The following is a 13,073-nucleotide window of genomic DNA, read 5'->3' as shown; positions in this document are numbered from 1 at the left end:
TATTATTGATAAATAACCCCTAAGCTTACTGCTTGGTTTGCTCCGGTTACTTCTGGAATGTTGGATGGAAGATTATTCATTCTACAATAAGCAAGCCAAGCAAAAGCAATCGCTTCCATATCATCACTGTTCACCCCTTTAACATCAGTCGTTAAAACTTGCCATTTGGGTAATAATACTGATAAGCGTTCCATAATGAGTGGGTTTTTTGCGCCACCTCCACAGACTAACAATTGACATGGTAAATGCATTTTTATTGATAATTTATTAATCTCATGGGCAATAGTGGTAGCAGTAAATTCAACCAATGTTGCTTGTATATCTTCGGCACTTAAGGCAAAGTCAGTTAATTTTTGAGTTAACCAAGTTAAATTAAATAGTTCTCTACCGGTGCTTTTGGGCGCTGGTAGCTGGAAATAATCTTCATTGCATAACGCACTTAATAAGGTTTGATTTACTTTTCCTGATTTGGCCCATAAACCATCTTTATCGTAATTTTTTGCTAGATTTTTATTTATCCAACTATCAAGTAAAACATTACCAGGCCCTGTGTCATAACCAATTACCGGTTGATCAGGAATTAAAACTGAAATATTACTAATTCCGCCAATATTTAAAACAACACAGTTAATTGTTGGATTTAAGAATATTGCTTTATGAAAAGCGGGTACTAATGGTGCACCTTGACCACCATAAGCCATATCTTTACGACGAAAATCGGCAATGGTTGTAATGCCAGTTTGAGCAGCAATAATATTGGCATCGCCAATTTGCATGGTAAATGGATTAGCACCATTGGGCGAATGATAAATGGTCTGTCCATGACAGCCAATGGCGTTAATTTGTTTTTTATCAATATGATTTTGTGTTATAAACTGATTGATGCTTTTGGCATAAAGCATACCTAATTGATGATCAAGCTCACCTAAATCTTGTAATGTAGTTTGCTTACTAGTACAAAGCGTTAATAATCGAGTTTTTATTTCTTTTGGCATTGGATAGCAATCACTCGCAATAGCAGTTATCTTTCCATTACTGATATCAACTAAAGCGATATCTACTCCATCCATACTGGTACCCGACATAACACCAATATATAAATTTTGCATAATATTATCCTTGTCGAATGATTGTGCCTGTTTGTACATCGCGAATGATTGATGGTTGTGAACGTCTTCCGGTTTGACCATCTAAAATGGGAAAATTCTCGCCAAATTGCTGGGCAACTTCAATTGTTGTTTTACAAGCTGGGTACCCAGAAAGATTGGCACTGGTCGAAACTAATGGCTTAGCAAATAAATCACAAAGCTGACATACTAAAGGATGATCAGTAATTCGAACGGCAATTGAATGATATTTTCCAGTTAAAAAATCCGGAGTATTAATATTTTTTGGAAAAATCCAAGTGTTAGGGCCTGGCCAACTATCAAAAGCTATCTGTTTTTGCTCTTGAGTGACTGCTGATTCATCAATATAAGGAAGGAGTTGCTCATAGTGACTAGCAATTAAAATTAAACCTTTATCAACCGAACGTTGCTTTAGTTTTAACAATTTAAAAACGGCTGATTGACAATCGGGATCACAACCTAAACCAAAAACAGCTTCGGTTGGATAAGCAACGACTTCACCTTTTTTTAATAATTGATTGATTTCTAATAGAGTTAATAAGTTTGCCATCAAATTTGTCTGTTTACCCAATATCATTAAAATTTATATTAAACTGAGGTAGGCCTATTTGCAAATTGGCGATGATGGAAATTCTAATAAGATAGGTATTAGTTAGAAGTAATCAGCCAAATTATTCCCAATTGATTTGAGGATAATAGTTAACGGTTAAATCAACGACCTGTTGCATATTGATAATTTCAACTCTTGGATCTATTCGTTCTTTTAAACCACGAGCGCGAATATCACTATCAAGCACATAACAATGTTGTGTGTTTTGCAAAACCACATTTAATATAGGGTTATTTTGACAAGCTATAATGACGCCATTTTGCCAAAATAGCACAGCATCTTGTGCTGATATAAGCTTTGGATCGATTATTGATTGGTTAGCTGTTGTGATGGTATGTAACATTTTTCTCTTTTTACCCTTAAATTAAACCCCAAAAAAAACGTTCCTCAACATTTTTTGTTAAAATTCAAGTAAATCTTACTTGGTACATCTTTAATGGTTATTAGTATATAATAAGGGCTATTTATCGAGCAAAGAATTCGTTATGAAACCAATTATTTTAGCTAATGAACAAGAGACAATTTTGTTTGGTAAACAATTGGCAGCACAGTGTCTAAATTATTTGTCTAATCATAATAGTGCAATAGTTATCTATCTGATAGGTGATCTTGGTGCAGGTAAAACCACGTTTAGTCGAGGATTTTTGCAACAATTAGGTCATGTTGGCAATGTCAAAAGTCCTACTTATACACTGGTTGAACCTTATCAATTTGATACGTTTTGTGTTTATCACTTTGATTTGTACCGATTAGGTGATCCTGAAGAGTTAGAGTTTATGGGTATTCGTGAATATTTTTCCTCCAAAGCAATTTGTTTGATTGAGTGGCCTATGCAGGCTAAAGGTATTTTGCCTGCTGCTGATATTGAAATTCATTTGGCTTATTTCATGCTTGAACGAACCGTTTGTCTGCAAGCAAACAGTGATAAAGGGCAAGCTATCATTAACCAATTACTATAAAAATTAGCGAAAAAACCATGAAGAAAATACTCACTTTTTTTATATTATTATTTCTATGTAGCTCAGTTTATGCGTCGAAAGTTGTCATAGCTGTCGATGCTGGTCATGGCGGTAAGGATTCGGGGGCAATTGGTCAAAATCAGTTATACGAAAAAAATGTCACTATTTCGATAGCGAAAAAATTAACTAATTTATTAAATAAAGATCCCAATTTTAAAGGGGTATTAACCCGTAGAACAGATAATTTTATCTCTGTTCATGAGCGTTCGGATATTGCGCGTAAAAGTAAGGCAAACTTATTAATTTCTATCCATGCTGATGCCGCACCTAATCGCAACGCCACTGGCGCATCAATTTGGGTATTATCAACTAAACGAGCCGATACCGAGTTGGGTCGTTGGCTAGAACAAGATGAAAAGCAATCACAATTATTAGGTGGCGCAGGTGATGCTTTGAGTGATGATCATGACCAAAATTTAAGCCAAGCAGTACTCGACTTACAATTCTCTTATTCACAACGAGTTGGTTATGAACTAGCAACTCAGGTATTAAAAGAGATGGACGGTGTGATTAAACTGCATAAAGGTATACCTGAACATGCCAGTTTAGGCGTATTGCGTTCACCAGATATCCCTTCAATATTGATTGAAGTTGGATTTATAACTAATGAAGCTGAAGAACGATTGTTAGCAAGTAATGCCCATCAAGATAAAATAGCTAAAGTGATTTATCAGGGGATAAAAAATTATGTTAAACAGAATCCTAAATTTGGAGAAAAACATTAATGGCAATTCATATTCTATCACCTCAATTAGCTAACCAAATCGCTGCTGGTGAAGTGGTAGAACGGCCGGTTTCGGTGATCAAAGAGTTAGTTGAAAACAGCCTTGATGCTGGTAGTACGCAAATTGATATTGATGTTGAACAAGGTGGTAGTAAATTAATCCGTATTCGCGATAATGGTAGTGGTATTGCTAAAGCTGAATTAGCATTAGCTTTAGCTCGCCATGCAACTAGCAAAATTAATACATTGGATGATTTAGATAGCATAATGAGCTTAGGCTTTCGTGGTGAAGCGCTAGCAAGTATTAGTTCTGTTGCTCGATTAACGCTAACTTCACGCACTGCCGATCAATCTGAAGCATGGCAAGTTTATGCTGAAGGTCGAGATATGAAACCAACGATTAAGCCAGCCGCGCACCCGGTTGGATCAACCGTTGAAGTTCTTGATCTATTTTATAATACACCTGCTAGACGCCGCTTTCTCAAAACCGATAAAACAGAATTTATGCATATTGAGGAGTTTGTTCGACGTATTGCTCTTGCGCGACCTGATGTCACTTTTAATTTGCAACACAATGGTAAACTCATTAAACAGTATCGCCAATCCCCGCTTGAAAAACGGGTTGAGTCAGTTTGTGGTCGGGCATTTGTTCAAAAAGCGATAAAATTAGATTGGCAGCATAATGATTTGCAGATCCAAGGCTGGGTTAGTAGTAGTGAAGTGAGTGAACTACAATATTTTTATGTTAATGGCCGAGTAATAAAAGATAAATTAATCAATCATGCTTTGCGTCAAGCTTACAGTAGCCGAACCAATGAACAACAGAGTTATGTGGTTTTTTTACAGATTGACCCTAAACAAGTCGATGTAAATGTTCATCCAGCTAAGCATGAAGTGCGATTTCATGAAGCAAGATTAGTACATGACTTTGTATATCAAGCCATTGTAATGGCTCTTGAATCAAGTCAACAACTTGCAGCTGATGATGAAAAAATGGTAATGATACCGAATCGACAAGCTGCTGGTGAGAATATTTTTAATCAAAAAAGCCAAACTGAGCATAAAACTTATTCACCAACTAGCGCATTACCGAAAAAGCCAATTAACCATGTTAAAGAAAATGCGCTTTATGGCCAGTTGGTTGATACAAAGCTAAAAGGTTCAATCGAAAAAACGCGCTTAAGGTCACTTGAATTAGTTGATGATGATAGTTCAATAACGGCACCACAACAGGCGGTTATTGAGGGCTTATTTCCTAAACGTGATGTTCCATTGCAATCCTTGCATCAGCAAGTTGATAGTTCCTCATTAGTGCAATTTGGTCGAGTATTAACGGTTATGCAACCTGATATAGCCTTGCTTGAGAAGACTGAAAATAATCAACAGCAGTTTATGTTAATGAAGTTGTCGGTTGCTCAACAGAAAGTAAATGCCATTAAATTATTATCTCATGAGTCTGAAAAGTTACTTATTACATTAACAATTTTAGTCAATAAGAAAGAACAGGATGCTTTAAATGATTATCAAGACCAATTGAAATTTTTAGGTTTTGATTTTTATATTGATAAAGCCAAACTACATTTGCATAATGTACCGAAAATGTTACGAACCACAAATTGGCAAAAATTATTACCCATGTTAATTGCGTTCCTTTTATCATCAGGTAAAGATGTACTCGACCCGACGCAAATCGCGACTTGGTTAGTTGAAAATGCCGACAATGATTATGCTGAAAATTGGAGTATAAATAAAACTATCCAGTTATTGGCACAATTGGAACAGATAGATAATAATTTGTTACAACAAGATAGCTTTTTATATCCGATTGATCTTCAATCTTTATCACAATCAATTTTATCATGAATAAACCTAAAATTATCTCGTTAATGGGGCCAACGGCATCAGGTAAAACCGCTTTTGCGATGGCCCTTTATGACAAATACCCGATCGATATTATTAGTGTTGATTCAGCACTTATTTATCGAGGTATGGATATTGGCAGTGCTAAGCCAACCAAAGAAGAACAACAGAAATATCCACACAAACTTATTGATATTTGTGATCCAGCGGAAAGTTATTCTGCTGCCAATTTTCGGCATGATGCCATTGTAGAAATTGAAAAATCATTAAGTAATGGTCGAACACCATTATTAGTTGGCGGAACAATGTTATATTTTAAAGCGTTAATTGAGGGGCTTTCGCCGTTACCGGCTGCCAATAGTGATATTCGCCAACAGATTGAAGAAAAGGCCAATAGATTAGGTTGGCAAGCGATTCATGAGGAGTTAAAAAAGGTTGATCCTGTGTCAGCTGAGCGAATTCACCCTAATGATCCACAGCGCCTTAATCGAGCATTAGAGGTTTATCTTATTTCTGGTAAAAGTTTAACCGAATTAACACAAGAAAGTGGTGAAGCATTACCTTATGATATTATGCAATTAGCCATCATGCCGGAAGATCGAGCTGAATTACATCACCGCATTGAGCAACGTTATTTACAAATGTTAGATCAAGGTTTTGAAGATGAAGTAAAAAAACTTATGCAGCGCGCCGATCTTCATTTGAATCTACCTTCCATTCGTTGTGTTGGGTATCGTCAAATGTGGGAGTATTTAAATGGCGATAGTAGTTATGATGAGATGGTTTTTAAAGGAATTTGTGCTACTCGCCAATTAGCCAAACGACAAATTACTTGGCTTAGAGGATGGAAACAATCGATAACTTGGTTAAATAATGATAATATGGAAACAGTTTTTAATCAGATTTTTTAAGTTACAAATTGTAGTAATAGCTTTTGATATTTTTTCTATTGGTTATAATAGTACACAAAATTTTTTCATTTCTTAAAAAACTTTCTACTTATACTGATGTTAAAAGTTGCTTGTTTGTTTAAATTTCGTTAATTTATTAAATTTTTAGTTATTTGTGCATAAATTGCCGTCGATTAGTTTAAGAGCTGGGTTTTTTATGTTATTTTGATAAATACTACATAAGTATGTTATGTTGCAATCGGATAGATCATCATTTCGATTGTATATTTATTTATCTTTATATTTTTATTTCATCTTAAAGGATAAACTCATGTCAAAAGGGCAGTCATTACAAGATCCTTATCTAAATTTGCTTCGTCGCGAGCATATTCCGGTATCAATCTATTTAGTTAATGGTATTAAATTACAAGGACAAATTGAGTCATTTGATCAATTTGTTATTTTATTAAAAAATACTGTTAGCCAAATGGTATATAAGCACGCAATCTCAACAGTGGTACCGTCAAGACCAATTTCGGGATTGGTATCTCAACCTGAAGAGGAAAGCGAAAGCTAATTATTTGAGTGGAGAATGTGATTGTTTGAGCGATATAAAGGTGGCGAGTCTGCCTTATTAGTCCATGTATTCTTCCCTCAAGAAAACGATATCGAGGATTTAAAAGAGTTTGAAGTACTTGTTTCTTCTGCTCAAATTGAAATTCTCGATATTGTGACAACCTCAAGAAAGTCCCCGCAAGCTAAATATTTTATTGGTGAAGGAAAAGCATTAGAAATCGCCGATAAAGTAAAAGAACTCAATGCCTCAGTGATTTTAGTCAATCACACCCTAACACCAACTCAAGAACGTAATCTTGAACAGTTATGTGAATGTCGCGTAGTCGATAGAACCGGATTAATTCTCGATATTTTTGCACAACGAGCTAGAACACATGAAGGTAAATTGCAAGTTGAATTAGCACAATTACAATACTTATCGACTCGATTAGTTCGTGGTTGGACTCACTTAGAACGTCAAAAAGGTGGGATTGGTCTTCGTGGGCCGGGTGAAACTCAGTTAGAAACCGATAGACGATTAATCCGTCAACGTATTCAATTAATTTTATCAAGACTTGCTAAAGTTGAAAAACAACGCAATCAAAATCGTCAATCTAGAAACAAAGCAGATTTATCAACGGTATCATTAGTTGGTTATACTAATGCCGGTAAATCGACCCTGTTTAATGCATTAACTAATGCTGATGTTTATGCTGCCGATCAATTGTTTGCCACACTTGATCCAACTTTAAGACGCATAAATGTCAAAGACGTTGGTGAAGTTGTTTTAGCTGATACCGTCGGATTTATTCGTCACTTACCCCATGATCTTATTGCTGCTTTTAAAGCAACTTTATTAGAAACACAAGAAGCATCACTACTATTACATGTTGTTGATGCCGCTGATCCTAATCTATTGGATAATATTCATGCGGTTGATGAAGTTTTGTTGGAAATTGATGCACAGGATATTCCTACCTTGTTAGTGATGAATAAAATTGATTTAATCGAAGGTAAACAACCAAGTATCGATCGTGATGAAAATGGGGTGCCAATCCGAGTTTGGATTTCTGCTCCAAATAGTTTAGGATTAGATCTCCTATTTTCTGCATTAAAAGAGAGGCTTGTCAGGCAAATTCAAGTTTGCCAATTAAATTTACCTCCCTATTTAGCTAAACTTAGAAGCCGATTATATAAATTAAATGCGGTGGAGCATGAAACCATTGAAGATGATGGAAGTTTTCATCTAAATATAAGAATACCTTTAATTGAATGGAATCGCCTCTGTAAACAAGAGCCAGATCTGTTATACTTAATCAATACGCAAAATAACAACTAATTGTTAAATGGAGCATATAAAATATGGCGTGGAATCAGCCCGGCAATAACGGACAAGATAACGACCCATGGGGAAATAACAAGAAACCTTCCAGTTCTTCGGCAGGAGGGATACTTGATCAAATAAAAAATCTCCTAAAAAACGGGAATTCAGGTAATAATCAGGGTTCTGCTGATATTAAATTACCAATGAATACTTCGAAAATTATTATGTTAATAGTAGCCGTGCTTGTCCTGATTTGGGCGGGTAGTGGTTTTTATACTATCAACCAAAATCAACGCGGGGTAATAACTCGTTTTGGGCAAGTTCAACCAGAAATTATCCAACCTGGTTTAAATTGGAATCCCTCTTTTATTGATAAAGTTTATAAAGTTGATACTCAGGGTACTTATAACTTTAATGTTCAAGGGGATATCATTACAACAAGTGATAAAGGTGAAAACTTAGTCTTTGTTGAAATGAACGTTCAATATCGAATTAGCGATCCTATCAAATATCTATTTAATGTAACTAATGTTGAAGATAGTTTACGCCAAGCAGCTGATAGTGCACTTCGAACTTCTATTGGTAGTTCAAATATTGATGCAATTATTTCAGATGGTCGTGCAGTTTTAGAGAACAGCACTAAAGAAGAACTTAACAATGTTATTTCTCATTATGATATGGGGATTACTATTGTTGATCTTAACTTCCAAGTAGCACGTCCTCCAGTCGAAGTACAAGATGCTTACGCTGATGCCATTCGAGCGCAAAATGATAGTGAGCGAGAAATAAAACAAGCTAAAGCTGATAAAGTTCAGTTAGTTCAGCAAGCGGAAGGTCGTTCTGCCACTATTTTAGCCGATGCCAATGCCTATAAAGTAAAAGTTGAATTAGAGGCGGTTGGTGATGTTGAACGATTTGAAAAATTATTACCGCAATATAAAGCTGCACCTGAAATTACTAAAGATCGTTTATATATTGAAACGATGGAAAAAATATTAACTAAAACCCAAAAAGTCATTGTTAATGATAAGAGTGGTAATTTGTTAGTATTACCATTAGAGCAATTGATGAAAAATAAAAGTGAACAATTAACTGAATCAACTAACTTCTCAAATTTAGGTGGTGATAATAATATTAATTTACCAACTACTACATCAGAGAATTTTGAGAGTACTTCTCAAAATAGTAATGAAGCACAAAACTCTATGACTGATAATAACAGTTCTACTAATCGCAGTAGACGAACTATGGGACGATAAGGAGAAAAAAGATGCGAAAATTATTGATTCCTATAGTTTTAATTTTAATGGTTGTACTTTATTCAAGTGTTTATGTTATTGAGGAAGGTACGCGCGGTGTTGTCTTACGTTTTAATAAGATAATTGGGTTATCAGAACCAGGTTTACATTTTAAAATGCCACTGGTTGATAGTATTAAAACCATCGACGCTAAAATACAAACTACTAATAGTTCAAATAATAATAATGAAAAACGCTTTTTTAACGTTCAAAAGAAAGAGTTAATTGTTGACTATTTTGTCCAGTGGAAAATTGTTGATTTTAACCGTTATTATGAAACTATTGCTGGTGGTAATGATGTCAATGACTTAATATTGGCTCGCTTAAATGGTCGTTTGCGTTCTGAAATTGGTAAATTAAGTAACCGAGATATCATTAATGATTCTAACGCTGATACTAAATCAAGAAATTCATTGATGACGAGTGTTAAAGATGCGCTAAATGGCTCACTGCAAGATGTTGAAGAAAATTTACCTATTGATAAATTAGTCACTGATGCGAAAAAAGATCCTGAAAATAGTAAAACCAGTTTAAGGGCTTTTGGGGTAGTTGTGGTTGATGTTCGAATCAAACAAATTAATTTCCCAGCTGAAGTATCCGAATCAATTTATGCTAACATGCGAGCTGAACGTGGTGTTATCGCGCGTGAAAAGCGTTATGAAGGTAAAAAAACGGCAGAAGAAATAAGAGCAGAAGCTACATTTGAAAAAACTAAGATTATATCAGAAGCAGAGCGCCAAGCTCGTGCTATTCGTGGTGAAGGTGATGCAAATGCAGCTAAACTTTATGCGGATGCTTTTGGTAAAGATATTGAGTTTTTTAGCTTTATTCGTAGTTTAAAAGCTTATGAACAAAGTTTTACAGGTAATGATGTTATGGTCATTAGTCCTGATAGTGAATTTTTCAAATACATGAAACTAAAGTCTAACAAATAACACAATGAGTAAATAAACTATGAGTAATAATGTTGTTGTGCTAGGTACACAATGGGGTGATGAAGGCAAAGGAAAAGTTGTTGATTTACTCACAGAAAAAGCAAAATATGTGGTACGTTATCAAGGCGGACATAATGCTGGTCATACCTTAGTTATTAATGGTGAAAAGACAGTATTACATCTAATTCCATCAGGTATTTTACGTAATGACGTCATTAGTATCATTGCTAATGGTGTTGTGCTTTGCCCTGATGCGCTTATGAAAGAGATGAAAGAGCTTGAGGATAATGGTATTCCGGTTAAAGAGAGACTTCTTATTTCAGAATCATGTCCTTTAATTTTGCCTTACCATATAGCATTAGACCAAGCTCGAGAAAAAGCTCGTGGTAATAAAGCAATTGGTACCACCGGTCGTGGTATTGGTCCTGCATATGAAGACAAAGTGGCCCGTCGTGGACTACGTGTTGGTGATTTACGTGATCGCCAAGCATTTGCTGAAAAATTGAAGGAAGTCATGGAGTATCATAACTTCCAATTAGTTAATTACTACAAATCAGAAGCTGTTGATTATCAGAAAGTTCTTGATGAAACTTTAGCGATTGCCGATATTTTAGTGGCTATGATTGCCGATATTCCGACCCTTTTAGAAGATGCTCGTAAAAAAGGCGAAAGAATCATGTTTGAAGGTGCACAAGGTACTCTGCTTGATATCGATCATGGTACTTATCCTTTTGTTACTTCTTCAAATACCACAGCTGGTGGTGTCGCAACAGGATCTGGTTTTGGTCCTCGTTATGTTGGTTATGTATTAGGTATTGTTAAAGCTTATTCAACTCGTGTTGGTGCAGGTCCTTTCCCAACGGAATTATTTGATGACGTTGGTGAATATCTCTGTAAGCAAGGTAATGAATTTGGCGCAACCACCGGTCGTCGTCGTCGTACTGGATGGCTCGATGCTGTTGCGGTACGCAAAGCGGTGCAACTTAATTCAGTTTCTGGCTTTTGTTTAACTAAGCTTGATGTTTTAGATGGTCTTAAAGAGGTAAAAATTTGTGTCGGTTATCAATTACCAAATGGTGATGTGATTAAAAATGCACCGGCTGCCGCTGAAGATTGGAGTTTAGTCAAACCAGTATATGAGTCTATGCCAGGTTGGAGCGAATCAACTTTTGGTATAAAAAGTTATGACGCTTTACCACAAGCGGCTAAAGCTTATATCAAGCGAATTGAAGAATTAACTGAAACACCAATTGATATTATCTCGACTGGACCAGATCGAAGTGAAACTATGATTTTACGTGATCCATATTCAGTATAATTTTAAATTAAGAAAAATCGGGAAAATTATCCCGATTTTTTATTTTAAGCTTATTAATAAAGTATAATGGTCTAAACCTATAAGAGGATATTATGGCGAAAATAGGGACACCGTTATCACCTAGTGCAACAAAAGTATTACTCTGTGGCGCAGGTGAATTAGCCAAAGAAGTTGTTATTGAATTGCAGCGTTTTGGCTGTGAAGTTATTGCTATTGATCGTTATGCTAATGCACCTGCGATGCAAGTTGCCCACCGTTATCATATTATCAATATGCTAGATGGTAATGAACTTAGAAAAGTTATCGAGGCTGAAAAACCTGACTATATTGTTCCTGAAATAGAAGCAATAGCAACCGACACCTTGGTCGAATTAGAAGAAGCCGGATTTACTGTTATTCCCACCGCGAAAGCGACGCAATTAACGATGAATCGTGAAGGTATTCGTCGTCTGGCCGCAGAAGAACTTAAGTTACCAACCTCACCATACCGTTTTGCATCAAATGAAGCTGAATATAAACTCGCAGTTAAGGAAATAGGTTTTCCTTGTTTAGTTAAACCCGTAATGAGTTCCTCTGGCAAAGGACAATCTTTATTGAGAAGTGACGCGGATATTGAATCTTCTTGGAAATATGCACAAGAAGGTGGCCGAGCTGGTAGCGGTAAAGTCATTATTGAAGGTTTCGTTGATTTTGATTATGAAATTACCTTATTAACAGTTAGACACATTAATGGTGTTTCCTATTGTGAACCTATTGGTCATCGACAAGAAAACGGTGATTATCGCGAGTCTTGGCAACCACAGCAGATGTCAGATAATGCATTATGCTTAGCTAAAGATATCGCTACAAAAATGACCCAAGCTCTAGGTGGTTATGGTTTATTTGGTGTAGAATTATTTGTTAAAGGCGATCAGGTATGGTTTAGTGAAGTATCACCTAGACCACATGATACTGGAATGGTGACCTTAATATCGCAAAATCTGTCGGAGTTTGCATTGCATGCCAGAGCAATTCTCGGATTACCAGTACCATTAATTGAACAATATGGTCCAAGTGCTTCGGCAGTATTGTTAGCAAATGGTGATTCGGATAGTGTTACTTTCGCTAATTTAGATAAAGTATTAAGTGAGCCTGATACTGATTTACGTTTATTTGGTAAACCAGAAGTTAAAGGAACCAGAAGAATGGGCGTTGCTTTAGCTAAAGCTGCAACGGTAGGTGAAGCAATTAAAAAAGCGGTTAATGCAATTAATCAGCTAAAAATAACCCTATAAACCGCTATTTTGATTAAAAATAAATCACTTGATACAAAAAAAAAGAATTTTCTAAAATAGGGGTTGACTACGGCATTCGAAATGCGTAACATACGCAACCCTTGAGACAGCAAACTAAAACAAGAAATTGTGAAGTTAA

The 13,073-nt window shown here is 35.7% G+C and carries 12 protein-coding genes and 1 pseudogene; 10 read left to right on the top strand and 3 right to left on the bottom strand.

The window, feature by feature from the left end; genetic code table 11:
- Positions 1 to 2: 2 nt before the first annotated feature.
- From AC5LXV_RS01730 to tusB, 3 genes are all read right to left on the bottom strand, one after another.
- Complete coding sequence (locus tag AC5LXV_RS01730; protein ID WP_493467221.1) at positions 3 to 1,109, bottom strand: anhydro-N-acetylmuramic acid kinase; 1,107 nt, start codon at positions 1,107 to 1,109, stop codon at positions 3 to 5.
- A 4-nt stretch (positions 1,110 to 1,113) separates the two neighbouring features.
- Complete coding sequence (tsaC, locus tag AC5LXV_RS01725; RefSeq protein ID WP_110432218.1) at positions 1,114 to 1,677, bottom strand: L-threonylcarbamoyladenylate synthase type 1 TsaC; 564 nt, start codon at positions 1,675 to 1,677, stop codon at positions 1,114 to 1,116.
- A gap of 121 nt (positions 1,678 to 1,798) precedes the next feature.
- Positions 1,799 to 2,080: a sulfurtransferase complex subunit TusB gene (tusB, locus tag AC5LXV_RS01720; RefSeq protein WP_493445616.1), complete on the bottom strand. Its 282-nt coding sequence runs from the start codon at positions 2,078 to 2,080 to the stop codon at positions 1,799 to 1,801.
- A 142-nt stretch (positions 2,081 to 2,222) separates the two neighbouring features.
- Here tusB and tsaE point away from each other — a divergent pair, with 142 nt between their 5' ends.
- The 10 genes and pseudogenes from tsaE to purT all read left to right on the top strand — a co-directional run bounded on the left by tsaE (position 2,223) and on the right by purT (position 12,934).
- Complete coding sequence (gene tsaE, locus AC5LXV_RS01715; RefSeq protein ID WP_110422359.1) at positions 2,223 to 2,696, top strand: tRNA (adenosine(37)-N6)-threonylcarbamoyltransferase complex ATPase subunit type 1 TsaE; 474 nt, start codon at positions 2,223 to 2,225, stop codon at positions 2,694 to 2,696.
- 59 nt (positions 2,697 to 2,755) lie between these two features.
- Positions 2,756 to 3,460 (top strand): annotated as a pseudogene (locus AC5LXV_RS01710) (N-acetylmuramoyl-L-alanine amidase); the annotation flags it as partial.
- A gap of 20 nt (positions 3,461 to 3,480) precedes the next feature.
- On the top strand, positions 3,481 to 5,343 hold the full coding sequence (gene mutL, locus AC5LXV_RS01705) for a DNA mismatch repair endonuclease MutL (protein ID WP_493467220.1): 1,863 nt from the start codon (positions 3,481 to 3,483) through the stop codon (positions 5,341 to 5,343).
- Positions 5,340 to 6,251 carry a tRNA (adenosine(37)-N6)-dimethylallyltransferase MiaA gene (gene miaA, locus AC5LXV_RS01700; protein ID WP_493467219.1) on the top strand — a complete coding sequence of 304 codons (912 nt, stop codon included), beginning with the start codon at positions 5,340 to 5,342 and terminating at the stop codon, positions 6,249 to 6,251. Before mutL ends, miaA begins: the two co-directional genes overlap by 4 nt.
- 310 nt (positions 6,252 to 6,561) lie before the next feature.
- Positions 6,562 to 6,807: an RNA chaperone Hfq gene (gene hfq, locus AC5LXV_RS01695; RefSeq protein ID WP_065555596.1), complete on the top strand. Its 246-nt coding sequence runs from the start codon at positions 6,562 to 6,564 to the stop codon at positions 6,805 to 6,807.
- Positions 6,808 to 6,828: 21 nt separating this feature from the next.
- Positions 6,829 to 8,124: a ribosome rescue GTPase HflX gene (hflX, locus tag AC5LXV_RS01690; protein WP_493467218.1), complete on the top strand. Its 1,296-nt coding sequence runs from the start codon at positions 6,829 to 6,831 to the stop codon at positions 8,122 to 8,124.
- Positions 8,125 to 8,147: 23 nt separating this feature from the next.
- The gene (gene hflK, locus AC5LXV_RS01685) at positions 8,148 to 9,368 is read left to right on the top strand and encodes an FtsH protease activity modulator HflK (RefSeq protein ID WP_493467217.1); all 1,221 of its coding nucleotides are present in this window, start codon (positions 8,148 to 8,150) and stop codon (positions 9,366 to 9,368) included.
- Between the two features lie 11 nt (positions 9,369 to 9,379).
- The gene (hflC, locus tag AC5LXV_RS01680) at positions 9,380 to 10,342 is read left to right on the top strand and encodes a protease modulator HflC (RefSeq protein WP_110432226.1); all 963 of its coding nucleotides are present in this window, start codon (positions 9,380 to 9,382) and stop codon (positions 10,340 to 10,342) included.
- A 19-nt stretch (positions 10,343 to 10,361) separates the two neighbouring features.
- A complete protein-coding gene (locus AC5LXV_RS01675) occupies positions 10,362 to 11,660 on the top strand; it encodes an adenylosuccinate synthase (RefSeq protein ID WP_110432227.1) in 1,299 nt (432 codons plus the stop codon).
- Between the two features lie 92 nt (positions 11,661 to 11,752).
- On the top strand, positions 11,753 to 12,934 hold the full coding sequence (gene purT / locus AC5LXV_RS01670) for a formate-dependent phosphoribosylglycinamide formyltransferase (protein WP_493467216.1): 1,182 nt from the start codon (positions 11,753 to 11,755) through the stop codon (positions 12,932 to 12,934).
- The last annotated feature ends 139 nt before the right edge of the window (positions 12,935 to 13,073 follow it).

The sequence above is a fragment of the Gilliamella sp. LMG 34359 genome (assembly GCF_984569085.1).
This window is presented reverse-complemented; position numbering and strand designations above follow the sequence as displayed.

Bases quoted from the DNA above. Each gene is read 5' to 3' on its own strand.
- tusB (WP_493445616.1), bottom strand. From the start codon at position 2,080: ATGTTACATACCATCACAACAGCTAACCAATCAATAATCGATCCAAAG.
- mutL (WP_493467220.1), top strand. From the start codon at position 3,481: ATGGCAATTCATATTCTATCACCTCAATTAGCTAACCAAATCGCTGCT.
- tsaC (WP_110432218.1), bottom strand. From the start codon at position 1,677: ATGGCAAACTTATTAACTCTATTAGAAATCAATCAATTATTAAAAAAA.
- hflK (WP_493467217.1), top strand. From the start codon at position 8,148: ATGGCGTGGAATCAGCCCGGCAATAACGGACAAGATAACGACCCATGG.
- miaA (WP_493467219.1), top strand. From the start codon at position 5,340: ATGAATAAACCTAAAATTATCTCGTTAATGGGGCCAACGGCATCAGGT.
- AC5LXV_RS01675 (WP_110432227.1), top strand. From the start codon at position 10,362: ATGAGTAATAATGTTGTTGTGCTAGGTACACAATGGGGTGATGAAGGC.
- hflC (WP_110432226.1), top strand. From the start codon at position 9,380: ATGCGAAAATTATTGATTCCTATAGTTTTAATTTTAATGGTTGTACTT.
- hfq (WP_065555596.1), top strand. From the start codon at position 6,562: ATGTCAAAAGGGCAGTCATTACAAGATCCTTATCTAAATTTGCTTCGT.
- purT (WP_493467216.1), top strand. From the start codon at position 11,753: ATGGCGAAAATAGGGACACCGTTATCACCTAGTGCAACAAAAGTATTA.
- tsaE (WP_110422359.1), top strand. From the start codon at position 2,223: ATGAAACCAATTATTTTAGCTAATGAACAAGAGACAATTTTGTTTGGT.
- AC5LXV_RS01730 (WP_493467221.1), bottom strand. From the start codon at position 1,109: ATGCAAAATTTATATATTGGTGTTATGTCGGGTACCAGTATGGATGGA.